The following is a 22,477-nucleotide window of genomic DNA, read 5'->3' as shown; positions in this document are numbered from 1 at the left end:
ATGGCGGTATCCGAGAACATGTCCTGGGGACGGCCCAAGGCACGCATGGTGTCGTTGTGGACGTATAGACCAAAGCTGTGGAAGCCGAGGAAAATACACACCCAGTTGAGGTGGGAGATAATGGCATCGCGGGAGCGCAGCATGCGATCGAGCGCGTTATCCCTATTTACCGCCGGATCGTAGTCACGCACCATAAAGATGGAGGCGTGGGCCCCAGCACCCACAATCAAGAAGGCGCCAATCCACATGTGGTGGGTAAATAGCGACAGCTGAGTGGGGTAATCGGTAGCCAGGTACGGGTAGGGAGGCATGGCGTACATGTGGTGCGCCACAATAATCGTGATCGACCCCAAGATGGCCAGGTTGACCGCCAGCTGAGCATGCCAGGAGGTGGTCAGATCTTCAAACAGACCCTGGTGGCCCCGACCGCCAAACAGCAGTGGGTCGCCCTGGTGGTTGTCTAGAATCTCCTTCATGCTGTGGCCGATGCCCCAGTTGGTGCGGTACATATGACCCGCAACAATGAAGAGCACGGCTAGCGCCAGGTGGTGGTGAGCCGTATCCGATAGCCAAAGGCCACCGGTCAAGGGGTTCAGACCACCCTTGAAGGTAAGGAAGTCAGAATAGACATTCCAGTTCAGGGTGAAGAACGGTTTTATACCCTCAGCAAAGCTGGGATATAGGTCAGCCATCAGACTCTTATTCAGGATGAACTGGTGGGGCAGGGGAATATCCTGTATGGCCACACCGGCATCCAGCATTTTGTTAATGGGCAGCGCCACGTGGATTTGGTGACCGGCCCAGCTGAGGCAGCCTAGACCGAGCAGGCCTGCCAAGTGGTGGTTCATCATCGATTCCACGTTCTGGAACCACTCCAGCTTGGGAGCGCGCTTGTGGTAGTGGAACCAGCCGGCGAACAGCATCAAAGCCGCCATCACCAGCGCCCCAATGGCGGTGCAGTAGAGCTGGAAGCCGTTGGTGAAGCCCGCAGCACGCCAGTACTGAAATAGACCAGATGTAATTTGAATACCGTGGAAACCACCGCCCACGTCGCCATTGAGGATCTCTTGGCCAAAGATGGGCCAAACGACCTGGGCGCTGGGCTTAATGCCCGTGGGGTTGGTCATCCAGGCTTCGTAGTTTGAAAACTTAGCGCCATGGAAGTACATGCCGCTGAGCCAGATAAAGACGACGGCTAGGTGACCGAAGTGCGCACTAAAGATTTTGCGCGAAATGTCTTCTAGGTCACTGGTATGACTATCAAAATCGTGAGCGTCGGCGTGAAGGTTCCAAATCCAAGTGGTGGTTTTGGGTCCCTTAGCTAAGGTCCGATCAAAGTGACCCGGCTTACCCCACTTCTCGAAGGAAGTAGGTACTGGATCCTTATCTACGATGACCTTGGCTTTCGCCTCCCGCTCCCGCGGGGTAGTTGTCATGGAGACTCTCCTCTCTCTAGACAAAAGCAAATGGAGAATCAATCGCTTTAGGTCGAACTATACCCAAGTGAGCCATGGCCCAAAGGCACAATCGATACTTAGGCGGTGATTGCTCTTGAGCATTATAGTCTCGCGATTTGACGCTTTTTGACTGAGGTTTACAATAATTCAACCTGCGAAAGCCCTTGATTCATGAGGCTTCCAGAATTGCTCTGATCACAAAATTGATCACTAGATCAGGGTTCTATTAACAAAACTCAATAAATACACGGATCGATACCTCCAAATTGGCGATCGCACCCTCTTTCTATTAACTAATGTTAATTATTGATACTCAACCCTTGATCTTTAGCAGGTTGTAGAGACTCTAGAATTTCCGAAATCCTGAGTACTGGCGATGTAGCTGGTGGTATGACCACTCAGGAGGCATCCCTATGACCAGCAGTATTTATTTCGGCAACAATAATGTTAAGCGCAGCGTTACATTTGACGCCTCAGCCTGTTACGAAGGCCGCGGCTCGGGTCGGTAGGGAATGAAGACGGCGGAGAATGAGGTTGAGATCGACCTCTATGTATATAGAGCGTGAGAAATAGGTGAGTAATGCTCCGTACGACTAAGCCTGAAGTGGCGATCGCCATCCTGTACCAAGGCGATCGCTTCCTCCTCCAGCTGCGCGACGATATCCCCACCATTGCCTGGCCGGGCCATTGGGCATTCTTTGGGGGTCACCTTGAACCCGGCGAAGACCCCGACGCGGCGGTGTACCGAGAATTAGAGGAAGAAATTGGCTATATTGCGCCTCAGCTATCGCTGTTTGAGCGCGTGGAGGATGAAACCGTGGTACGCCACGTCTACCACGGGCCGCTGGTGGTGCCGGTGGAGCAGCTGGTGCTGACCGAGGGCTTGGACTTGGGGCTGTGGAGTGTTGATGATATTCATCAGGGCCAGCGGTTCTCATCTCGCGCCCGTGAAGAGCGCCCGTTGGGGCCACCGCACCGGCAAATTTTGCTGTCTTTTCTAGAGCACCGTAGGATAGAACAGGCTATTTAACATAGTGTGTTCCTGCCGCCCATGGCTGACTCGTCTGAACAGCTGGAGCTTTTCTCGCCTGAGACGGCGGTGCTGCCCGACTACCGCATTCGGGAGAGCGATCGCGCCCGCCATGTTTCCATCAAAGTGCATCTCAACGGCCAGATCGAGGTCGTGGTACCCCAGGGGTTCGACCAGCACCAGGTGCCTGAGCTGCTGTATCGGCGACGCGACTGGCTATGGCGGTCGCGCCAGCGTCTTGCCCACCAGACGGCTGGGCTGACTGACAACCATTTTGAGGAGAAACCGGGGCAGATCGAGGTGCGATCGCGCCATCAAACCTGGCAGGTTAACTATCAACCCGCCACCACCCGCACCCTAGCGATGACCCAAAGCGGCCCCCAAACCCTGCTACTGCGTGGCCCCATTGACAACAGTGCCGCGTGCGGCGACCTGCTGCGCCAGTGGCTGAGCCGCAAGGCCCGCGCTGAGTTTGCCCCCTGGCTGCGGGAGCTGAGTTTTGTGATCAACCTGCCCTTTAGCCGCATCTCGATACGCGGACAAAAGACTCGCTGGGCCAGTTGCTCTAGCAACAAAAACATCAGCCTTAACTACAAGCTGCTGTTTTTGCCCCCGGAGTTGGTGCACTACGTCTTCGTTCATGAGCTGTGCCACACCGTGCATATGAATCATTCCGCCGCTTTTTGGCAGCTGGTGGAGGAAAAGCAACCAGGGCATCAGCGGTTTCGGGACGAGATTCGCGATGGGTGGCAGTACGTTCCCCGCTGGGTCGAAGACTAAAAGATTTTTGTGATCAAAGCTGATCTTCAAGCACCGGGTTGTGTGACAGATATCTGATAAAAGCCAAGTCTGCCGCCGGGGCCATTTCGCTGGCCCCAGACCCCCATCGAGAATGGCGTTCCGCCGCCCTTCACCCCACGGAAAGGACTAGCTGATCATCGGTTTAAACCTATGTTCTGCAAATGTGCCTGTGGGCGGCACAACCCCTAGATCTCAGACTGTGTTCTAGGCTATCGGCACATACGCAATCAAAAGTTCGATCACTCAACTCAAAATCCAATACTCAAAACTAAACCTCTCCTACTCTCCCACCCATCCACCCTCCTACCCATCCACTCACTCCCCATGCCCCTTCACCCCCTTCAAACTCCCCACAGTGGCTACCACTGGGATGGTAAAGACAACCGATTCTTCGAAGGTTGGTATTTTCGGCTTACGCTGCCGGAGGCTCGCCACACCTTTGCTTTCATGTACTCCATTGAAGGCCATATCGGCGGACAGCCTCACAGCGGCGGTACGGCCCAAATTCTAGGTCCGGATGACAGCTACTTTTGGCGCACTTTTCCCGATGTGGGGCAATTTTGGGCTTGGGAAGAGGGTCTGGGGCTAGGCCACTGGCGGGGAAAAACCAAAACTCAGCCTCGCCTGCTGTCATCGTCAGAATTTAAGGATCAAATATCGGAAGGCTATCAGGTGACGGCAACCTGGCATCAGGGTTGTTTGAATGATCCTGTTCTAGGACCCGTGGCTTGGCAGTATTACACCGAGCCAGTCTATGGCTGGGGTAGCACTGGCCAACCTCAGCAATCCACCGCGGGTCTGCTCTCTAGCCTGCCAATCTTTGAGCCGGGCTGGCAAATTCTCATGGCCCACGGCCACGCCACGGGGTGGATTGAGTGGCAGGGGCAGCGGTATGAGTTCGCCAATGCCCCTACCTATAGCGAGAAAAATTGGGGGCGATCGTTTCCGCAAAAGTGGTTTTGGCTCAACTGCAACGCCTTTGATGGTGTGCCTGACCTCGCCCTCACCGCTGGGGGCGGTCGCCGCCAGGTGCTGACTTGGATGGAGTCGGTAGCGATGGTGGGGATTCACCACGGCGGCAAATTTTACGAGTTTGTGCCCTGGAATGCTCGTGTCACTTGGCACATAACCCCCTGGGGCTACTGGCACATGCAGTGCGAGCGTCCTGACTATGTGGTTGAAGTTATTGGCACTACCGATCTCCCTGGGATTCCACTGCGGGCACCAACCCACAACGGTATGGCCTTCTGCTGTCGCGACACGGCCCTGGGCGACCTCAGCCTCAAGCTCTGGCAGCGGCGGGGCAGCGAGTTGGATCTAGTAATCGCCGCCACCAGCACCCAAGCCGGGCTAGAAACCGGTGGCGGCCCCTGGGATGGGCCCTGGGTCAAGGAGTAATGGTGCTGGAATATAGCTCCCGACAAAGATTTAGAGTCAGAAGCATTTCTAGCTACCAGGGCAATACCTCTCCATTCGAGTGCCAGAAGGTGCCGGAATTCTCCAGGGTTAGCTCGTCGATGCGGGCCAGCAGTCCTTTGACCGACTCTTCTGGGGTGATGCCGCTATTGGTAAACCCCGTCATGCGGGTCTGCACCAGTCCTGGGTGCAAAATTGCCACGGCGATGCCCTTAGGCTTGAGGTCGTGGGCCAACGACTTGCCCGCCATCGATAGTGCCACCTTCGACATGCGATAGCCATAAGAGCCGCCGGAGGTATTGTCGGCGATCGACCCCATGCGGCTGGTCATGATTGCCACCTTTGCCCCGTGGCCCAAATAGGGCAGCAGCGCCGACGTCAGCCGCAGTGGGGCGATCGCATTCACCTCAAACTGCCGCCGAATGCTGTCAAAATCCAGATTGTCTAGGGTGACGCGCTCTGCCATGCCAGCATTGTTGATCAGCACATCGATCGCGGTGCCGTTGAGCCGCTGGGTCAGGTCAGCGACGGCAGCTTCATCGGTGAGGTCGATGCCCGTTTCTAGCTGCACCCCCAGGGTGGTTAGCTCGTCGGAGGGCTGACGGCATACGGCAATGACGCGATCGCCCCGCTGCTGAAGCTGCCGACAATATTCGTAGCCAATGCCGCGGTTTGCGCCGGTAATCACATAGGTAGCCATAGAGTTAATTCTGAGGGGGTTCAACGTTGGCGGGCTAAAACGGCCAAGGATGCATCAGCTAAATCAAAAACGTATCACAGAGCCCTAGAAAAACCGTTGCTGAGCGTTTCTTGGGTGGACGGTAGGTTGAGCAGTGCCGGTCGCCAACACAGATAGATCAATGGGCCAAACAAGGGCACCAGGGCGATCGCCCAAACCCTCTCGGTTCGGTAGACCCCTCGCCGCTGCATATCGTCGTCAATCAGCGACGTCAGCGGAAAGATCAGCCCCATCAGGCAAAAGTCTAAGGAAATTAGATGAACAAAGGCGTAGCTGCGAAACTGCGTCACATAGTCGTTCCAGTCGCCGACCGTAACCGCAATGGTGAACAGCATTAGGGTGGTGAGCAGCAGTGCAACCCCGGTAGAGCGTCGGTCTAGCAGGTCGAGCCAAAAATCTTTTTTACCAGAGAAGGCTGAGTTGCGCTGTCGCACTAGCAAGTAAGGGATCAAACCAATTACTCCAACTAAGTTTGACACCACAAAAAACGGCCAAGATGGAAAGGGCTGCGTCTGGCCATCAGCAAACATTAGGCAGGCATAGATCATCGGCCAAACTCCCATCATCCAAAAGATGACCATGAGATAGGCGTTAACCTCGCCCCACTGCAATGTCACCAGGTTATGAGCAAATGACCAAGTGAACGGTTGATCGAGCGGGGCCAGCCAAAGGATATAGCCTAAAAAACCAATCCAAATCGTCGCTAGCAGCAATCGCCTTACCATACGCCCTTCTCGCCAAATTAGAGCCAGATTTTGATCGTGGAATAGGCCAAGCACCTTGTGCTCTCTCCAGATAAAGGAATTGAGGTAAGGCAAAAGAACGAAAACAGAAGAGCGGACAGTAAAAAACCTCCCCGACAGGCTTGAATCTTGGCGCTTTAAGCTGTCTCAACCCAGATCTCGCCGGCTATGGGACAAGCCCCAGCAGTGGTAGCCGATAGACGGGACTGACTAGTCCACGACTTGCTCCCTGACTTCACGGAGGGTAACTGCATTGACAGGGGCTCAGAAACCCCCATACTGAATGTCATTGGCTGTACGGCTGCCCTTTTACTGCGTCGAAACTGTGATGATGGCCCCTAGCGATACCCACGTTTATCCGGTGGTGTGGCAAGACGATCACTTGGTGTTGATCGACCAGCGGCAGCTGCCGGAGCGCTACAACATTGTGTCAATTCGCCGCTGCGACGACGTAGTGCGATCGCTCCGTTCTGGCATTGTCCAGGGCGGTTCGGCCATGGGGTTAGCGGCCGCCTACGGCCTTTACCTAGGGGCGACCGAGATTCACACCGACGACCCGATCGCCTTTTGGGAACGCTTGGAGGCGATCGGCGACCAGTTTAAGCAGACCCGGCCAGACAAGGCCCACCTGCAGTGGGCGGTAGACAGAATGCTGGCGGTGGCCCACCACTCCAGCGACGCCATTGAGGTGGTCAGGGGTCAGCTCTTGGCCGAGGCCCAGGCGATGCAGGCAGAGGATTTTAGCCTGTGTCACGCCATCGGCGACTACGGCATTGCGGTGTTGCCCCAGAGCCCGGATAAGCTAACTCTGTTGACCCACTGTAACCATGGAGCGCTGGCGACTTCGGGCTATGGCACGTCGCTGGGCATTATGCGATCGCTGTGGCAAGCAGGCCGCCTAGAGCGCATTTACGCTGCCGAAACCCGCCCCACCTTTCAAGGCTCGCGCCTCACCGCCTGGGAATGTGTGCAGGAAGGCATTCCGGTAACTGTAGTAACTGACAGCATGGCGGCCCACTGCATGCAGCGGGGGCTGATCCACGGGGTGCTGGCCGGCGCCGATCGCATTGCCGCCAACGGCGACACCCTCAGCAAAATTGGCACCTATAGCCTAGCCCTGGTGGCCAAGGCCCACAACATTCCGTTTGTGGTGGCAGCCTCGGCATCGACCATTGATCTCATGATCGCCAGTGGGGAAGGGATGGCGATCGCAGAACACCCCCCTGAGGAGATTTACGAACTGGGCGATCGCGTCACATCTCCCAACGGCGCAGAATTTTACAACCCCGCCTCAGACGTTACTCCAGCTGGTTTAATTACCGCGATCGTGACCGAAAAAGGAGCCTTTGCGTCTCATCAACTGGAGAGAGTCAGCCAGCTTTAGTACCATCTAGATAACTAACTTTTCTTCTCGATTAAAAGCCAGATATCGAATCACCATTATGATTAAGGGCATTATTTGCCCCCGCCCTGTTTTCGTCATTCCTAACCATGCCCATCCCGCGCCCCTCAGCCAATGTGTCTCGGTATTTGCTGACGGTTGTTGCCATTACTGCGGCTGTCTTGGCAGCACGGTTTTTTATTACTTGGGCAGCGGAGGCATTTTTGCACCCCATTCCCATTTTGGGTGGTTGGCTCAAAAGCCTTGAGATTGTCGAGCTGAGCGTCATTATATTATTTGCTTTTTTGGGTTTTGGGCTGGGGGCAGCCTCGCGTCACCTGGCCGCCAAAACCTCTGTGGTGATTAAGTCTATTGCCCTGGTTATAGTGCTGCCGCTGGTGTTTTTTAGCAGCTACTGGCTACGGCATCACCTATGGCTCAGTCAGCTTACCGCCGAGTCAGGCCTGTCTCGCCAAGAAATTACGGCGCTGGCCAACCAAGCGCTCTCCAGCGAAGGCGGCAGCCAGGGCTTTTGGGGCTATTACACCACAACGACCCGGATGCCCATTCTGCCTGCCACCGTGGCTGAGCTCAAGCGCATGGTTGAAGACCAAAAGTGGTTTCGCTCCGAGCTCACCCGCTTCAGCGGCATTGAGCCAGGCGTGTTCTCCATGATTTTTGACGGGGCTGGCTGGGGTATTCGTCTGTTTTATATGGTTTTAGCCTTTCTCACCGGCATCATCTACTTCTTTAAGGGGCTGGTTTGGGCCGATGCCGCCCGGCTGCGCAAGGTTGCCCAGGGTGCCATAGCCCAGAACAAAGCATGACGGTGCTGACGGTGCGGGTGAAACCCAACGCCAAGCAGCAAAAAGCCGTCCATCTCGACGATGGCAGCTGGCTACTCCACCTCAAAGCCCCACCCCAGGATGGTAGGGCCAACCAAGAGCTAATTGTCCTGCTGGCCCAAGGCTTGGATATTCCCAAAACTCAGGTACACATTAGGTCGGGACACACGGCCCGCATTAAGCGAGTCGAAATTGATGCGTAGGGCCTCGATGACATGACCTTCCTGGCTACCGTGATTTTGGCGGGGGGCCGCAGCTCGCGGATGGGGCGCGACAAAGGCCTGATTCCAATTGGTGAAGAAACGCTGATTCAGCGCACCTGCCGGATTGCGCTGCAGTGTACCGATCGCGTGTCTGTCGTTACTCCCTGGCCCGATCGCTATCGCCCTACCTTGCCCAATGCGATCGGTTTTATCGTAGAAACTCCTAGTCCAGGCCAAGCCGGCACGTTTCAGGGGCCGCTGATGGCGCTCATAACAGCCCTAAACGTTCTAAAAACCCAACCAGAGCCACCCAAATGGGTGCTGGTCTTGGCCTGCGATATGCCCAACCTATCGGCAGCAGTACTGACGGCTTGGCGCAATCAATTGGCCAAACTGGAACTACAATACCTGGCCTATCTGCCCAAACGTCAGCACCGCTGGGAACCGCTGTGTGGGTTTTACCGGGTCGCCGCGCTGGATGCCTTAGAGCAGTATGCGGCGACCGGCGAGCGATCGCTGCAAGCCTGGCTCGATCAGCAGGCGATCGCCCCCATCCCCGACATTGATGAAGCTATGTTCGTCAACGTCAACACGCCCAGCGAGCTGGCCGAGTGGCAAAAAACCAAGGATTCCTAGCGCTGTCCCACGGTGGTTACTCTCCTGGTGGAGACGAATTGTCAGAGCTTTCCGTCTCAGCTTCAGTTGGGGTATCGGCCTCGTCAGGCGACTCGGCTTGGGGCCAGGGAATGCGGCGCTCGGCGGCTAGCAGTCGGGCCATCTCCCGCGCCCCGTAGCGGTTGACATGGCTGGGGTCAGCAAATAGGTGAGACTGCCAGCGCCACTCCTCTAACCGATCCACCAAAGTAAAGGCACCTCGGTTAGCCCAGGTCTGCAAAAACCGTTGAAACTGGCGCTCGTAAGGCGTACGTGCCTCGTCTAGGTAGTCGTTGCTGAGGGGCAAGTTCACAAACACCAATGGAATGCCTTGACTCTCCAAAAATTGGGTCATCGCTGCCAAAGATAATGTCTGCACCCCCTCCAAGCGAAAGGCACGGTAGGCATCGTCGTACTGGCCGCGCACCCGAGGAAAGCGACGGTAATACACCGCTGGGTTGAACTGATCGTTAACAGCTAAAAAACCTTGAGAATTAATTGCGGTCAGCGGTACCGTTCCATAGCTGGCGACGGCTGTTTCAGATGAAGTTTCTGAAGCGTTGTCGGGGGTTTTAGTAGATTCTTCAGCGGCTTCCTCAGACTCTTCAGCGGGCTCAGTCCCATCTTCAAAGATTGGTTCAGACACTTCAGCTTCAGAATCCTCGTTGTCTTCAGAGGACGCGCCAGCTTCAGCGGACGCCTCGGTGAGATCCTCGGGGGCAGAGGCAGAAGGGGTTTGGGCTTGCAGAGTCAGCTTCGCGCCCTCCTGCACGGCGGCATAGCCTGGAGACGCCAAAATTTCGGCAAAGGTGCGGTCAAGCCGGCCGCTGTTGAAAGCGCGGGAGCCCTCAGCCCAGACAATTAGCCGAGGGTGCAGGTCGGTGGCCAACAGCTGCCGGGTGACAAAGCTCACCACCTGGGCTGTGGCGCCGTTAACGCTAAAGTTGTAAACCCTTAAGCCAGGGTAGCCCTCCACCGCCAGCGCCTGTTGCAATACCTGGGGGTCAATGCCTTGCAGCGATCGCGAACTGCCTACAATCAGCACATCTGGCGGTCCCTGCGCCGCAACGTAGGCCCGGTAAAGGCTGGCTTGCTCATCGAGCACATCGCTGCCTAAGGCCGGAAAGGCGCGGGGCAGCCCCTGCTGATCGGCTTTTTGGTAAGCCAGCAGCAAGTTTTGTTGATATTCGCGGGCCTTGCGCTGGCTAAAGACATGGCGGGGGTCATCGGCAGGGATGGTTTGCAGCAGGGTCAGCGATCGCCCCCAGGCCCCGGCCACCTGCTGCCATTGGGCAGCGGTCGCAGCGGTTGCCGCTAGCTGGCTGGCTCGGTTGGCTTCACCAATGGCCCCATGCCAGGGGTCAGCGGGCACCGCTGCCGCCGCTTCGCCGTTGCCAGCCTTGGGCATGCCTTGAGGGCCAGGAGGGCCAATGCAGCAGGAGAGCAGCGTGCCCAACGACAGCGATATCACTAACCCAGCGCGAGAAGTGAAGAGTTTAGTCATGGCTGTTCGAGGGCGTGGTGACGAATGGTAGTTCCTAGAAATAGTGCTGTGCCCCAGCCCCTCATCCCAGTGTAGAAAATTGTGTCGCTGAGCAGACAGCATTCCCATTGGATCTTCACCTCCATACCCTTGCCCAAAACGGATAGTGAGAGCAGGTTTCATGCTCCTTCTGAGTTTAGCTATCTGTGTCGGTCGCCAGCGATCGCATTCTCAAACCCCGCATTCAAAATCCAGGTGGCTTTCAGGCGCAACGACAATTGCCTCACGAGCACCACATACCGAGTTCATTCTGCTACCGGCAGGCCGCTAGCTCTGGCGCAAAGGCCAACCAGAGACAGATTTTCATTTTTTGAACACTCTGTAATAGTGTCTTTGTCTCCAGCACTATTTGCGAGGTCACTGGTGGTACCCCTAAAAGACTACAACCCAGGTCAGCGTACGCCCTACGTCACCTACGGGCTGATTGCGCTCAACATAGCCATTTTTGTCTATGAGCTCAGCTTGCCCGCCTACGGATTAACCGATTTTTTCCACAGCTGGGCCTTAGTGCCCGACGAACTTTCCACTAGCTTCACTACGGGAGTCTCAGCCCCCAACGCTGAAGAATGGGTGACCATATTCACCAGCCAGTTTCTCCACGGTGGCTTTTTGCATGTGGCCGGCAACATGCTCTACCTGTGGATCTTTGGCAATAACGTCGAAGACCAAATGGGGCACGGGCGGTTTTTGGTGTTTTACCTGCTGTGCGGCGTGCTGGCTAACCTAGCTCAGTGGTTCTTTGCCATGGGTTCAGAGATTCCGTCTTTGGGGGCCAGCGGCGCGATCGCGGGCGTCATGGGGGCCTACATCTTCCGTTTCCCAGAGGTGCGCATTCTCACCCTGGTACCCCTAGGGCCTTTTCCTCTACCGCTGAGAATTCCGGCGTTATTTTATCTGGGCATTTGGTTTGTGCAGCAGGCATTCTACGGCTTCGCCAGCCTTGGGGCTCCGGCCATGATCGGTATGGAAAGCGGCGGTATTGCCTATTGGGCCCACGCCGGCGGCTTTGCCATTGGGGCGCTGGTGGGCCCCGTATTTGGTCTGTTTAGCCAGCCTAGTCTAGAGGTTGGCGCTGAGACACCAAGCGCCGAGTAGTTGCTTAGCGGAGGTAGAAAAGCATCAGTTGGGCAAGCCCCGTGAACTTGGCAAAGTCGGCCTTCTCACCCTTTGGCCCAAGGCTCCAACACAGGAAGAGTGCCCTGCCGAGCAACTGCCCCTAAAGCTTCTGCCAAAGCCGAAGGCCACTAAAGACCACAGCAATAATTTTGGCTGATTGATTCCTTCAGCCGGGTTAGTCTGCCTGTGGGCATTTAGATATGCAGACAAGCAAAGTGGATTAAAGCGCTTTGCAGATTTCAAGTTGCCGACAGCTTTTGTAGCCAAGGTCGGCATCTATTGCTGCGCTTGCCACGAGGACAAGAAGTTGTTACATTAGTTTACAAATGTGTAGCAATTAGCAACGTGTTGAGGTCATCCGAAAGCGGGTGAGCGATCATCTGCCCGAACGGCAGAACCGGCTGGAGTAGTGTCGATGGGTAGTAACAGTCCTATGGATTCTCAATCCATCCCCGTAACCATGGACCAAGTATTAGACCTGTATGCCGCTGGTCGCCGCGATTTTAGCCACCTCGATTTCCACGAAGCATGGATGCCTGGACTAGAGTTGCCCGGTATCAATTTGGGCCAGGCCAATCTGGCATCGATCAATCTACACCGGGCCATGCTGGCCGGGGCTAAACTGGGCGGCTGCAATCTGTGGCGCGCCAATTTAGAAAATGCCGATCTCGAAGGTGCCGACCTGGCTCGTGCGGTTTTGATTCGAGCTGAACTCAGCCGGGTCAACCTAACGGGGGCTAACCTGCGCTGTAGCGACTTACGCCTGGCCACCCTGCACTACAGCACTCTCATTGGCGCTGACCTGCGCAACGCCAACCTCAGCTACGCCGATTTGCGCGGTGCCGACCTCACAGACGCCGATCTGCGCGGTGCCGACCTCACTGGCGCCAACCTGCGGAATACAACTCTAGGGCTTGCCCAGCTTGAGGGCACTCGCCTCGATCGCGCCTGGCTAGACGAAGCCGAACCACCTCACCCCGAGCTGTCCTCCAAGGTTTAGGCCTCTCCCTCGGCTCTGTCAGTCAAAGCCTGCCGCAGCTGCCCCTGGTGCTGAGCTAAGCGCTCAGCCGCCGCCTGGGCATCGAGGTTGCCTAGGTGCATCATCAGAGCCAGTTTGACCTGCTGGTGGCTGCGATCGAGTAGGCCAGCGGCGGCCTCACGGTCGAGATCGGTCAGATCACAGAGAATGCGCAGGGCGCGATCGCGCAGTTTGGTATTAGTCACCGCCACATCGACCATGCGGTTGCCGTAAACCTTGCCCAGGCGCACCATCACCCCCGTCGAGAGAATGTTGAGGGCCATTTTGGTGGCTGTGCCCGCCTTGAGCCGGGTCGAGCCTGCCAGCAGCTCTGGGCCAACCAGCAGACGAATGTCAATGTCGGCTTCGGTGGGCACCTGGTCAGCGGGCACGCAGGCCATAAACACGGTGGTGGCACCGCGTTGATTCGCAGCGGCGATCGCCCCCTGGACGTAGGGCGTCGTGCCCCCAGCGGTGATGCCCACCACCACATCGTGGGACTGCACGTCGCGCTCGGCGATCGCCGCTGCCCCGTCTTCAGCAATATCCTCCAGCCCCTCCGAGCTTTTCACTAGCGCCCCAGATCCTCCGGCGATAATGCCTTGCACTAGCTCAGGCGGGGTGCAAAAGGTGGGCGGGCACTCTGCCGCATCGAGCACCCCCAGACGACCGCTGGTGCCTGCGCCCACATAAAACAGCCGCCCCCCCTGGCGCAGCGCCTCGCTAGCGGCATCGATCGCTGCTGCCAGCGCTTCCCTAGCCCCAGCAATCGCCGCTAGGGTACGTTGGTCTTCACCGTTAAACAAATCAACGAGTTCCAGCGCGCTGAGCCGATCGAGCTGGGCACTGCGGGGGTTGGCTTGCTCAGTCAGCAGGTGGCCGCGATCGGCGGGGTCGGCAGGGTTAGCAAGGGAAGAATTAGCGGTCACAGGCAGCATCCAGAAGGCATATACAATGCCGCTAATGTAAGGGATGGCGGGTCTAGCGCACAAACCGAATGGCGATCGCATATCGGACGGGCTTGCCCTCAGCGGCCTGAGTCGTTGCCACAATGCAGCTGACGATTTCGATCAGGGCCAGGGGCACTACCAGCAAAAAGCCTACCAAAACAAACATCAGCGCAATGGTCACGATCCAAGCAATGAGCATCGTTAGCTGAAAGTTCAGAGCCGCTTTGGCTTGACTCTGAACGAAGGCAGCATTGGGATTTGCCCCAGATCCCGCGCCTTTAGCTAACAGCAGCGCTAGGGGTGCCACTAACCGCCAGGGCAGCAAAAACGAACTTCCCCAAAACAGCGGCCATCCCCCTAGCCACTGGCCACCAACCGCCAGATAGCTCACCAGCGGCACCAAGTGAGTCAGCGCGACTAGGGTCGCGTTTGGCATCCCCTCCCTGTCCTTGTCTGAAGCGGAATGCGCTGGCGGCGTGCTGACGACCGGCGGGGGATCCGACTCCTCAGTCGAAAAATCCTGTAGCAGTGCTGTTGACTCAGCGTTCTCCGCGGCAGCAGGCGGACTTGCACTGATAGCATCCTCAGCCGCTCCAGCCGCCTGAGCATCCGCTGGGTTGAACGCACCCGTGAGACTGAAGCATTCTTGCCAGTCGGCGGTGTCAGCACCGGTTTGTCGCCCGCTGACCCACACGCCATCTATGGGGCAAGTTAACCCCAGGCGCATCAGCCCACGGCGAATATGGGGCACCACCAGGTTTTGAGGGATAGCCGTCTCAGCTTCTAAATCGAGGTGGAGCATGGTGCCCCGCCACTGGCCACGAGCGACCACACCGGCGGACAAAGAAGGAGTCAGTAACTGGGCGATCGCGTGGGCATCGCCCTGGCGGGCTCGGGCAATCAGGGTTGAGGTAGGCGTTGACATTGCTCGTGACCCTAGAGCAGTTTCTCAAGCTGCTGGCGCATGCGGTCTAGCTCGGCTTGAGAAAGGCCGCCATCGTCGGTGGGCGGAGCACTGTCGGCCAGCGGAGCAACGGCATCGGGATCGTCGGGGTCCCAGGTAATTTCCTCGAGGGTTTGATCGGGGGGTACCGCCAGGGTGCCCTCAGGTACCAGGCGATAGCCGTACTCAGCAGATTCGCAAAATTCTTCAATTTCAGCCTGGTCGAACCCCTCCACGGTGGCCTCTGGAAAGTCTTGAGCCTCCAGCATCAGGGCATAGCGGATGGCGTCGTCCTCATGCTCAAACATCAAGATTATGTTCTGCCCGTTAATGGTTTCGGCATGAATACCCTCGTTGTCGGTGCGGGCATTAAACAACAGCACGTACACCACCATGGCCCTATCTCGCTAACAGCATTACTTATTTACTGTACCGGGCCGCTGCCCCGCGAACAAAGCTGCCTCAGTGGTCGTCTATGGCTTGAAGATCCCAGTTAGGTGACTGAAGCTGGGCGATTCAGGTTTCTTCGCGATCGAGCCCAGTAGTTTCACTACAGATAGCACCGACCATTAAGTTCATCGGAAGTGGTAGGCAGAAAGCGGGGAGTTCATTACTATTGGTGGGTGTTCTGCGGTGGCGTAAACGGGTATGACCCCTTCTCAAGAACCAGAGCCTTCTCGAGAACCAGAAACTTCTCAAGAACCGGAGACCTTTCAAGAGCCGGAGGCGGGCGGCAGCGGCCGTTGGCTTACAGCGGGCCTGTTGCTGGGCGCGCTGCTGGTGTTGGGAGGTGCAGCGGCGCTCGGGGGCTGGTTGTGGAGCCGAAATAATCTCGTGCCCTTACTGGCCAGAGAGCTATCGGAGGCCCTTGAACGCCCAGTGGAACTGGGACCGGTGGAACGGGTAGGTCTATCGGGGGTGCGGCTGGGGCCATCTAAAATTCCACCAACACCAACGGATCCCGATAGTCTGTCACTGGCAGCGGTAGAGGTGCAGTTTAAGCTGTGGGATTTGTGGCGGCGAGAACTGCCCCTCACGGTGACCCTAGAGCAGGGAGAGCTTTACCTGGAGCAGAATGCCGAACGCGAGTGGTTTGACCTAGACCTAGAGCTATCTGAACGCGATCCGGAGCGCGATCCCTTCATCAACGTGAATCTCGATCGGCTCTACGTCAAAGATTCTCAGTTGACCATGGTGCCCTACGTCCAGGGGGATGTTGAGCCGGTGCGGGTGGCGATCGAAAACTTGCAGGGCCAGCTCGACTTCAACGAAACTTTCATTGAGGTACCCGAGGCTCCTGATTCACCGATCGAAACTCGGCAGCTTGACTTAAAACTTAGCGGTGAATCCATCCAGGGGGGCAACCTGGATCTCACCGGGTCGGTGCTACTGCCACCGCCTAAAGAGACCCCCAGCGAAACCGCCGATTCTCCGGTCGACCCAACCGAGGCGCCTGGCCCTGGCCTACGGGCCAATATTAGTTTGCGCACCCAGAAGGCTCGGACCACCGACATCATGCCCCTGGTTGACTCCTTTCTGGAGGAGCCCCTACCGGTGCAGTTTCCCGCTGGCGTAATCAGTGGGCAGGCCGATATTGAAAGCGGTCGCGGCATCCCTACCAACGTCGTAGGCACGGCTCGGATAGAGGAGGGCAGCGTAGTCCACCCCATTCTGCCCGAGCCCCTGCAAAATGCTCAGGGCGACGTGCGCTTTCGGGGCCGCACCTTCGAATTTGAGAATGCTACCGCCAGCATGGGCGATCTGACCGCCCGCGCTGGGGGCAGCCTCAACTTAGATGAGGGCTACAACCTCAGCGGCCAGGTCAACCCGTTTACCGTAGCTCAGGCCTCTGAACTGCTGGACAGAAGTCTGCCAGTAGAGGCCAGCGGCACCTTTGGGGCCGACGTTACCATGACTGGGCCTTTGGGCAAGCCGGTGCTGACTACCGAGCTGATCTCCCAGGACCGAGTCACTGTTGACCGGGTGGCCTTTAGCGAAGTCAGGGCCACAGGCATTCTGCGATCGCCCAACCTAGCAATTGATAACATTCTGGCGGTGCCCGTCGGGGGCGGTGCCCTGACCGGCAGCGGCGTTTTTACCTTCGGCGATCCGGGGCGGTTGACGCTGGCGCTAGCGGGCGATCGCATTCCCGCCGACACCATCGGCCAAGCCTACGGACTGTCTGACCGGGTGGCCCTAGGGTCGGTATTTTTTGACGCTGAGATCGCTGGCCCCGTCAACCAGCTCGTCGGCACGGCCAGCTGGCGCGCCCCCATGGGCAACTACCCAGCCCAGGGCAACCTTAGACTGGCGGGCAACCAGGTCCGCTTCACCAATACCTTTGTGCAAGTGGCGGGGGGCACCATAGCGGGCGATGGCCTGCTCGCCAATGGGCAGTGGAACGCTGACCTACGGGGCCAGGGGGTGCAGCTCAGCCGCTTGGGGGCTGGGCTCGATGGGGTGGCTAGCGGCACCGCTCAGCTTTCAGGCACCCTAGACAATCCTGGTCTGTCAGGGGTGCGGGGTCAGGGCAATGGCGCGATCGCCCTGGCCAGGGGCGGCACCTTGCTCACTAACGCAAGTCTGGCGGGCGGCCAGTGGAGCGCTAACCTGCAGGGCCAAGATCTGCAAATGGCGGCCTTTGCCCCCGACCTCCAGGGCACCGCTGACGGCAATTTTCGCTTTACCGGCAGCACCGACAACTTCACCCTGGCCGGGGCGAGGGGACAGGGGCAGCTCGTGCTCTCAGACGGCTTGGCTACGGCGGCAGCCCGCTCGCCCCAGCTCGCCCAGGTGCGCGGCCCGCTCACCGCCGACCTAGCTTGGAACGGGCAGTCGATCCTGGTGCGGCAGGCTAACACTACAGGAATTCAGGCCAATGGATTTATTACCCCGCGGCTCAGTGGCCCGGGAGCACCAGCGATCGCCAACCTCGATCTCAACCTCAACGCCGATAACTTCAGCCTGGCGGCGCTGCCCGTGCCCCAGGTAATTCCCCTGACGGGCAATGCCTTTTTTAACGGACGGTTACGCGGTCGTCCCGGTGCTCTAGCCCTTAGCGGCGATGCCTCTCTAGTGGGGCTACAGGCGGGCGATCTGGCCTTTGCCTCTCCCCTCAGCGGCCCAGTTAGCTACAACCAGGGCGGCGCACTGGCGGTTGATTTGACAGGCGGCGGCGATCGCGTCTATGTAGCCAGCGCTGGGGGCGAACGCGATCTAGCCTTCGAGATCCGCAGCGGCGAGGCCTTGGCCGAGGGCTACACCCGAGGCGACAACCTCTACGCCACCGTCGAAAATCTGCCCCTGAGCGACCTCCGCCTGCCCCAGGCTGGCGTGAACGGCATCGGCACCGTGAGCGGTCTGATCAGCCGGGCCGAAATTGTCGCCAACCTGCGGCAGCCCACCCTACAGGCCACCTTCGATGTGGAAGACCCCAGCATTGGCTACCTGAGGCTGCCCAACGAAACCACCACCGTCGCCATTGACCCCACAGCCCCCGAGCGTCCGGCTGAGTTTACTCGCTATGGTCGTCTGCGAGGCAGCGTTACTTACGCCAACAACGTCATTGGTCTAGCCGGGGTCGTGCTCGAATCGGCCTCAGGGCTCAGCCGCTACCTGGCCAGCGGCACCTACACCCTAGGCGACCAGCCCCAGATCAACGGCGAGCTCGTGGTTGACAATGGTCAAATTCAAGACCTGCTCAAAACCTTGCTGATTTTTGAGCAGGCCGATTTTCGCTTTAACGTGTTGCAGCCCCCCGAGTGGTATCGCCCGGCTACTGAGGCCGATTTGGCGTCGCTAGAGGAGGTGCAGACCGTGGGCGATCGCAACGCCAGCCTGCTCGATCAGCTCCGCCGTCTAGCCGAAGTGCAAGAGCTCAAAGATATGCTGGCGGCCCAGGGCGAAACCGCCACCCTGCCTCCCCTCGACGAGTTTGTCGGCAATTTTTCGGGCAAAGTGACCGCCAATGGCATCGTGCCTGACAGCCTCAACATCACCTTCGACCTGGCCGGCGCTGATTGGGTCTGGGGCAATGCTGACGGCAGCAACGGTGCCACCTATCGCATCGACGAAGTTATTGCTAAGGGCAGCTACCAAGACAGCATCATTCGCCTCGAGCCGGTCAGCCTGCGCTCCAACTTCACCGACTTTTCAGAGACCACCCAGCAGGGTGTAGGGCTGGCTACCCTCAACGGCGACTTTAGCCTGCGTCCTGATGACCCCGTGGCCCGCACGCTGCGTCTGGAGGTGAGTAATGTGCCCATCAACGCGCTGCGCCAGCCTTTACGCCTGCCCGACAACCTCGACGGTCTAGTCAACCTGGGGGCCACCCTCACTGGCACCCTGGCTGCCCCCCAAGTGCGCGGTCAGCTGGCGGTTAACGAAGCCACCATCAACCGCAACGCCATTGATTTAGCCACCGCCAACTTCCGGTACGAAGACGCCCGCCTCAACCTGATCAGCCGAGTCGCCATTGACGAACAAGTCGACCCGCTGCGGCTGGTGGCCACTGTGCCCCTGCCTCTGCCCGGTCTTCGGCAACAGCCTGAAACCGATACGGTCGATATTTCCCTGCGAGTGCGCGACGAGGGCTTTGCCTTGGTTAATCTGTTCACCCGCGCCATCACCTGGGAGTCAGGCCCAGCCAGCCTCGACCTAGCCGTTCAAGGGCGCTGGCCCGTCAACCAGCCTGTTCAGGAAGCCCTCACCACCCTCAATGTGACCGGCAATGCCAACCTTGATGGCGTCACCATCAGCTCCCGCAGCCTGTCCGAGCCCCTCACCAATATCCAGGGCCGCATTGACGTGCTCGAAGGCCTTGATACCATCCGCGGCAACTCTGTCTACACCAACGGCCTCGTGCTCGCGTTCCAGAACCTAGAGGGCGACTTTAGCAACGGCAAGGTAACGGCTGAGGGCAACCTCAAGCTGCTGCCCTCAGTGCAAGATTTGGCCCCTGGGCTATTTGACACCCGCACGGCCCAAGAGAATGACGGTACGCCAGTGCCGACGGGTGAAAACCCCTTCCGCGTTACCCTCGACAACATTGCTCTTGACCTGCGCAACCCTGCTGGCACCTATCGGGGCCGCGTCGATGGCAACGTTGTTGTCGATGGCAGCGTCTTTTTGTTGCCGCCCCTGGTCTATGGCGAAGTGAAACTATCAAACGGGCTGCTCACCCTGCCCGATACCAGTGTCGGGGGAGGCACCTCCACCACCTTTGCATCTACTGCAGAGCCCAGCATCTTTGACCCCATTCCGCCGGTGTTAGAAGACCTTAAGCTGGTGCTGGCTGAGAATGTGCGGTTGGCCGTCCCCGGCATTGTGGATGTGAGGGCCGAAGGTACGCTAGACCTGATGGGTACTGTCCCCAACATCAGACCCGATGGCCGGATCAATCTACCTTCGGGCCGCATTAACCTACTGACCACCGAGTTTCGCCTCACAGGTGATGAGAACTACGCCGAGTTCAGCGATCTCGACGAAACCATCGACCCCTACTTAGTAGCCAACCTATCAGCAGCAGTGCCCGATAGCGCTGCGGCTGGCAATGCCTTAGCTGTAGCCACCCCCTTCCCCCGCAACGAGATTAGCGTGTCTCGCATCGACCAGCTGGGTCTCACCCAGGCTGGGGTGCAGACTGTACGCATTCGCGCCAGCGTCAACGGCCGCGTTAGCCGCGTAGTGAATTTGCAGGGGGTAGAGCTATCCAGTACTCCACCCCGCTCCGAGGGTGAGATTGTTGCCTTGCTCAGCGGTGGGCTACTGGCGGCGCTTGAATCCACATTGGGTAGCGTGTCAGGCGGCGGCGATGGGTTCCAAGGCCTGCTGGCTTTTGCGGGATCGGCTCTGCTCAACAACCTGCAAAATCTGCTGGGATCGGGGCTAGATCGCACCGAGCTACGCCTGTTTTCGGCCTCGCCACCCGGGGGGCAGCAGACAGGTACGATCGATATTGGCGGCGAGATTGGCTTTAATTTTTCACCCAGTATCTCGGTATCAGTGCAAAAAGTATTTACTAATGTTACCCCCGCCGTGTTTAGCGTGCGCTATCGCATCAACGACCAGATCACGGTGCGGGGTATTACTAGCTACGAGCAGTTCAATGAAAACACCGGCGCAGTTGTAGAATTTCGATTTCAGCCTTGAGCTCAAGGGCAACGCTGGGCTTTAAGGTGAAAGGAAAAAGCATTGCTGCCCCATACCGCGACAACGACAACCTGATGAATCCTAAGCTGCCGCAACCTGCCCCACCTAATCCCCCCACTGAAGATAAAGCACCGCCAGCGGAGGTTTCAGCTTGGGCCCGCTGGCGATCGCTGTGGACCGGGCAGTGGAGTAATATCCGGGTACTGGCGATCGCCCTAGCAATAGCCCTCACGGTGCGGGTGCTAATCGCTGAACCTCGCTACATTCCCTCCAACTCGATGGATCCGACGCTGCACATCGGCGATCGCCTACTGGTCGAAAAAATCAGCTACCGCTGGCAGTCTCCTCACCGGGGCGACATCGTGGTGTTTGCGCCACCGCCGCAGCTTGCCCAGCTGGGATACGAGACTCGTCAGGCCTTTATCAAACGAGTGATTGGCGAACCCGGTCAGACCATCGCCGTCCGCCAAGGACAGGTGATCGTTGACGGCGAACCGCTGCAAGAGGACTACACCCTTGAAGCACCGGCCTACACGTTAGAGCCCGTCACCGTCCCCTCAGGGCAGGTGTTTGTCATGGGCGACAACCGCAACGACAGCAACGACTCCCACGTATGGGGCGGGCTCCCTCAGCAAAACATCATTGGCCGCGCCCGGTTCCGGTTTTGGCCCCTCGATCGCCTTGGCCCCGTCAGCTAAGGAGCAGGCATCCTTCCTGTCGTGACTCAGACCGCTAGTTCGCTACCCAATGGCATACTGCATTACCACCACAGCTCAAGGGGTTGTGTAAGATCAAAGCGGCTTCAGATCACGCGATCGCGAGGAAAGCTCCATGCTTGTACAGCTTGTTCGCCCCCTGGTGCGTACCCAAGTGCAAATGCTGGCCCAAGCCCAGTCGGCCAACAGCAAGCTAGTGGGCATGGTGTCGCAGTGGCTAGGCTATCTGGGCATTCACGCCGAGGTAACTCAGTTGCAAACCAACGGCAACTGCATTCAGGTATCGCTCTGCGTCGGCAAGCCAGAGCAGTGTAGCGAGGCTGAGTGGCAGCAAATTCTCGACAACCTCAACCGAGATGTAGACGCTACCCCCGCCGTCGATACCCTTGCCTACAGCGCTATGCCCCCGGCCCAACAGAGTAAGGTGCAGCGGCTGTTGGCCTCCATTCTCCATGCCAGCGGACAAGACCCCCTCGCAGACTGGCCTGCCCTGCGTCCCAGACTAGTGGCCATGGGCATGGAAGAATCGTTGCTGATGGGCATTCACTCAGCCCTAAAGGTGCCCATGCCGATGGCTCTCTTGGTGGAGCAACTCGAACCTGAAGTAGCTGCCTTTGTGCTGTCAAAGGCTATTCAAATCGCTCTGCTAGACCAGCAAATTAGTCAAGCTGAAGACACTGCCCTCAAGGCCCTGCTCAAGGCGGTCGATTCCGGCACGGATCCTGGTGCCGAGTCGGTTCCCGTTTCTGGGATGCCGTAGGCTGCGCGCAGC

At 58.1% G+C, this 22,477-nt stretch carries 19 protein-coding genes; 12 read left to right on the top strand and 7 right to left on the bottom strand.

Translation table 11 applies throughout. The annotated features are described in order from the left end of the window. A partial coding sequence (gene psaA / locus H6F59_RS07700) for a photosystem I core protein PsaA (RefSeq protein WP_190697110.1) occupies positions 1-1,436 on the bottom strand: 1,436 nt, incomplete at its 3' end. A 601-nt stretch (positions 1,437-2,037) separates the two neighbouring features. Between psaA and H6F59_RS07695 the strand changes: the two genes are divergently transcribed. From H6F59_RS07695 to H6F59_RS07685, 3 genes are all read left to right on the top strand, one after another. Next, complete coding sequence (locus H6F59_RS07695) at positions 2,038-2,487, top strand: NUDIX domain-containing protein (protein ID WP_190697107.1); 450 nt, start codon at positions 2,038-2,040, stop codon at positions 2,485-2,487. 21 nt (positions 2,488-2,508) lie between these two features. Then, positions 2,509-3,267, top strand: coding sequence for a M48 family metallopeptidase (locus H6F59_RS07690; RefSeq protein ID WP_190697104.1), 759 nt, complete (start codon positions 2,509-2,511; stop codon positions 3,265-3,267). A gap of 345 nt (positions 3,268-3,612) precedes the next feature. Next, positions 3,613-4,686 carry a tocopherol cyclase family protein gene (locus H6F59_RS07685; protein ID WP_190697101.1) on the top strand — a complete coding sequence of 358 codons (1,074 nt, stop codon included), beginning with the start codon at positions 3,613-3,615 and terminating at the stop codon, positions 4,684-4,686. A gap of 52 nt (positions 4,687-4,738) precedes the next feature. Here H6F59_RS07685 and H6F59_RS07680 read toward each other — a convergent pair whose 3' ends face one another. Both H6F59_RS07680 and H6F59_RS07675 read right to left on the bottom strand, forming a co-directional pair. After that, positions 4,739-5,404, bottom strand: coding sequence for an SDR family oxidoreductase (locus H6F59_RS07680; RefSeq protein ID WP_190697098.1), 666 nt, complete (start codon positions 5,402-5,404; stop codon positions 4,739-4,741). 74 nt (positions 5,405-5,478) lie between these two features. After that, positions 5,479-6,168: a DUF2834 domain-containing protein gene (locus H6F59_RS07675; RefSeq protein WP_190697095.1), complete on the bottom strand. Its 690-nt coding sequence runs from the start codon at positions 6,166-6,168 to the stop codon at positions 5,479-5,481. A gap of 349 nt (positions 6,169-6,517) precedes the next feature. On the opposite strand from H6F59_RS07675, the gene mtnA reads away from it, so the two are divergent. The 4 genes from mtnA (at position 6,518) to H6F59_RS07655 (ending at position 9,251) form a co-directional block, all read left to right on the top strand. Next, a complete protein-coding gene (mtnA, locus tag H6F59_RS07670; protein ID WP_397193123.1) occupies positions 6,518-7,570 on the top strand; it encodes an S-methyl-5-thioribose-1-phosphate isomerase in 1,053 nt (350 codons plus the stop codon). A 107-nt stretch (positions 7,571-7,677) separates the two neighbouring features. Then, entirely contained in the window at positions 7,678-8,394 is a 717-nt protein-coding gene (locus H6F59_RS07665) for a hypothetical protein (protein ID WP_190697091.1), read from the top strand. Further along, entirely contained in the window at positions 8,391-8,615 is a 225-nt protein-coding gene (locus H6F59_RS07660) for a DUF167 domain-containing protein (protein ID WP_190697088.1), read from the top strand. Before H6F59_RS07665 ends, H6F59_RS07660 begins: the two co-directional genes overlap by 4 nt. 12 nt (positions 8,616-8,627) lie before the next feature. Then, on the top strand, positions 8,628-9,251 hold the full coding sequence (locus H6F59_RS07655; RefSeq protein ID WP_190697085.1) for a molybdenum cofactor guanylyltransferase: 624 nt from the start codon (positions 8,628-8,630) through the stop codon (positions 9,249-9,251). 16 nt (positions 9,252-9,267) lie between these two features. Here the strand turns inward: H6F59_RS07655 and H6F59_RS07650 are convergent, their stop codons facing one another. Then, the gene (locus H6F59_RS07650) at positions 9,268-10,773 is read right to left on the bottom strand and encodes a hypothetical protein (protein WP_190697081.1); all 1,506 of its coding nucleotides are present in this window, start codon (positions 10,771-10,773) and stop codon (positions 9,268-9,270) included. A gap of 402 nt (positions 10,774-11,175) precedes the next feature. On the opposite strand from H6F59_RS07650, the gene H6F59_RS07645 reads away from it, so the two are divergent. Together H6F59_RS07645 and H6F59_RS07640 are read left to right on the top strand one after the other, a co-directional pair. After that, positions 11,176-11,907, top strand: a complete 732-nt coding sequence (locus H6F59_RS07645; protein WP_190697078.1) for a rhomboid family intramembrane serine protease — start codon at positions 11,176-11,178, stop codon at positions 11,905-11,907. Positions 11,908-12,361: 454 nt separating this feature from the next. Then, the gene (locus H6F59_RS07640; protein ID WP_206755195.1) at positions 12,362-12,928 is read left to right on the top strand and encodes a pentapeptide repeat-containing protein; all 567 of its coding nucleotides are present in this window, start codon (positions 12,362-12,364) and stop codon (positions 12,926-12,928) included. Here the strand turns inward: H6F59_RS07640 and murQ are convergent. Genes murQ through H6F59_RS07625 form a run of 3 tightly spaced genes read right to left on the bottom strand, consistent with a single transcriptional unit; the run spans position 12,925 to position 15,234 of the window. After that, positions 12,925-13,875, bottom strand: coding sequence for an N-acetylmuramic acid 6-phosphate etherase (gene murQ, locus H6F59_RS07635; RefSeq protein ID WP_313887144.1), 951 nt, complete (start codon positions 13,873-13,875; stop codon positions 12,925-12,927). The two genes, H6F59_RS07640 and murQ, sit on opposite strands and share 4 nt — an antisense overlap. Before the next feature lie 52 nt (positions 13,876-13,927). Then, complete coding sequence (locus tag H6F59_RS07630) at positions 13,928-14,821, bottom strand: DUF4870 domain-containing protein (RefSeq protein ID WP_190697068.1); 894 nt, start codon at positions 14,819-14,821, stop codon at positions 13,928-13,930. Positions 14,822-14,832: 11 nt separating this feature from the next. Beyond that, positions 14,833-15,234 (bottom strand): DUF3110 domain-containing protein, encoded by a 402-nt coding sequence (locus H6F59_RS07625; RefSeq protein WP_190518009.1) that lies wholly within the window; start codon positions 15,232-15,234, stop codon positions 14,833-14,835. A gap of 253 nt (positions 15,235-15,487) precedes the next feature. On the opposite strand from H6F59_RS07625, the gene H6F59_RS07620 reads away from it, so the two are divergent. The 3 genes from H6F59_RS07620 (at position 15,488) to H6F59_RS07610 (ending at position 22,465) form a co-directional block, all read left to right on the top strand. Then, positions 15,488-20,989, top strand: a complete 5,502-nt coding sequence (locus tag H6F59_RS07620) for a translocation/assembly module TamB domain-containing protein (protein ID WP_190697064.1) — start codon at positions 15,488-15,490, stop codon at positions 20,987-20,989. Between the two features lie 74 nt (positions 20,990-21,063). Beyond that, complete coding sequence (gene lepB / locus H6F59_RS07615) at positions 21,064-21,687, top strand: signal peptidase I (RefSeq protein ID WP_190697300.1); 624 nt, start codon at positions 21,064-21,066, stop codon at positions 21,685-21,687. A gap of 133 nt (positions 21,688-21,820) precedes the next feature. After that, complete coding sequence (locus tag H6F59_RS07610; RefSeq protein WP_190697062.1) at positions 21,821-22,465, top strand: hypothetical protein; 645 nt, start codon at positions 21,821-21,823, stop codon at positions 22,463-22,465. The last annotated feature ends 12 nt before the right edge of the window (positions 22,466-22,477 follow it).

Source organism: Nodosilinea sp. FACHB-141 (assembly GCF_014696135.1).
Classification (GTDB): domain Bacteria; phylum Cyanobacteriota; class Cyanobacteriia; order Phormidesmidales; family Phormidesmidaceae; genus Nodosilinea.
This window is presented reverse-complemented; position numbering and strand designations above follow the sequence as displayed.

What these genes read in the sequence shown, in the direction of transcription:
- H6F59_RS07650 (WP_190697081.1), bottom strand. Translation starts at nt 10,773, where the DNA reads ATGACTAAACTCTTCACTTCTCGCGCTGGGTTAGTGATATCGCTGTCG.
- H6F59_RS07675 (WP_190697095.1), bottom strand. Translation starts at nt 6,168, where the DNA reads ATGGTAAGGCGATTGCTGCTAGCGACGATTTGGATTGGTTTTTTAGGC.
- H6F59_RS07690 (WP_190697104.1), top strand. Translation starts at nt 2,509, where the DNA reads ATGGCTGACTCGTCTGAACAGCTGGAGCTTTTCTCGCCTGAGACGGCG.
- H6F59_RS07625 (WP_190518009.1), bottom strand. Translation starts at nt 15,234, where the DNA reads ATGGTGGTGTACGTGCTGTTGTTTAATGCCCGCACCGACAACGAGGGT.
- H6F59_RS07695 (WP_190697107.1), top strand. Translation starts at nt 2,038, where the DNA reads ATGCTCCGTACGACTAAGCCTGAAGTGGCGATCGCCATCCTGTACCAA.
- mtnA (WP_397193123.1), top strand. Translation starts at nt 6,518, where the DNA reads ATGGCCCCTAGCGATACCCACGTTTATCCGGTGGTGTGGCAAGACGAT.
- H6F59_RS07655 (WP_190697085.1), top strand. Translation starts at nt 8,628, where the DNA reads ATGACCTTCCTGGCTACCGTGATTTTGGCGGGGGGCCGCAGCTCGCGG.
- H6F59_RS07685 (WP_190697101.1), top strand. Translation starts at nt 3,613, where the DNA reads ATGCCCCTTCACCCCCTTCAAACTCCCCACAGTGGCTACCACTGGGAT.
- H6F59_RS07610 (WP_190697062.1), top strand. Translation starts at nt 21,821, where the DNA reads ATGCTTGTACAGCTTGTTCGCCCCCTGGTGCGTACCCAAGTGCAAATG.
- H6F59_RS07665 (WP_190697091.1), top strand. Translation starts at nt 7,678, where the DNA reads ATGCCCATCCCGCGCCCCTCAGCCAATGTGTCTCGGTATTTGCTGACG.
- lepB (WP_190697300.1), top strand. Translation starts at nt 21,064, where the DNA reads ATGAATCCTAAGCTGCCGCAACCTGCCCCACCTAATCCCCCCACTGAA.
- H6F59_RS07620 (WP_190697064.1), top strand. Translation starts at nt 15,488, where the DNA reads ATGACCCCTTCTCAAGAACCAGAGCCTTCTCGAGAACCAGAAACTTCT.
- H6F59_RS07680 (WP_190697098.1), bottom strand. Translation starts at nt 5,404, where the DNA reads ATGGCTACCTATGTGATTACCGGCGCAAACCGCGGCATTGGCTACGAA.
- H6F59_RS07630 (WP_190697068.1), bottom strand. Translation starts at nt 14,821, where the DNA reads ATGTCAACGCCTACCTCAACCCTGATTGCCCGAGCCCGCCAGGGCGAT.
- H6F59_RS07640 (WP_206755195.1), top strand. Translation starts at nt 12,362, where the DNA reads ATGGATTCTCAATCCATCCCCGTAACCATGGACCAAGTATTAGACCTG.
- H6F59_RS07660 (WP_190697088.1), top strand. Translation starts at nt 8,391, where the DNA reads ATGACGGTGCTGACGGTGCGGGTGAAACCCAACGCCAAGCAGCAAAAA.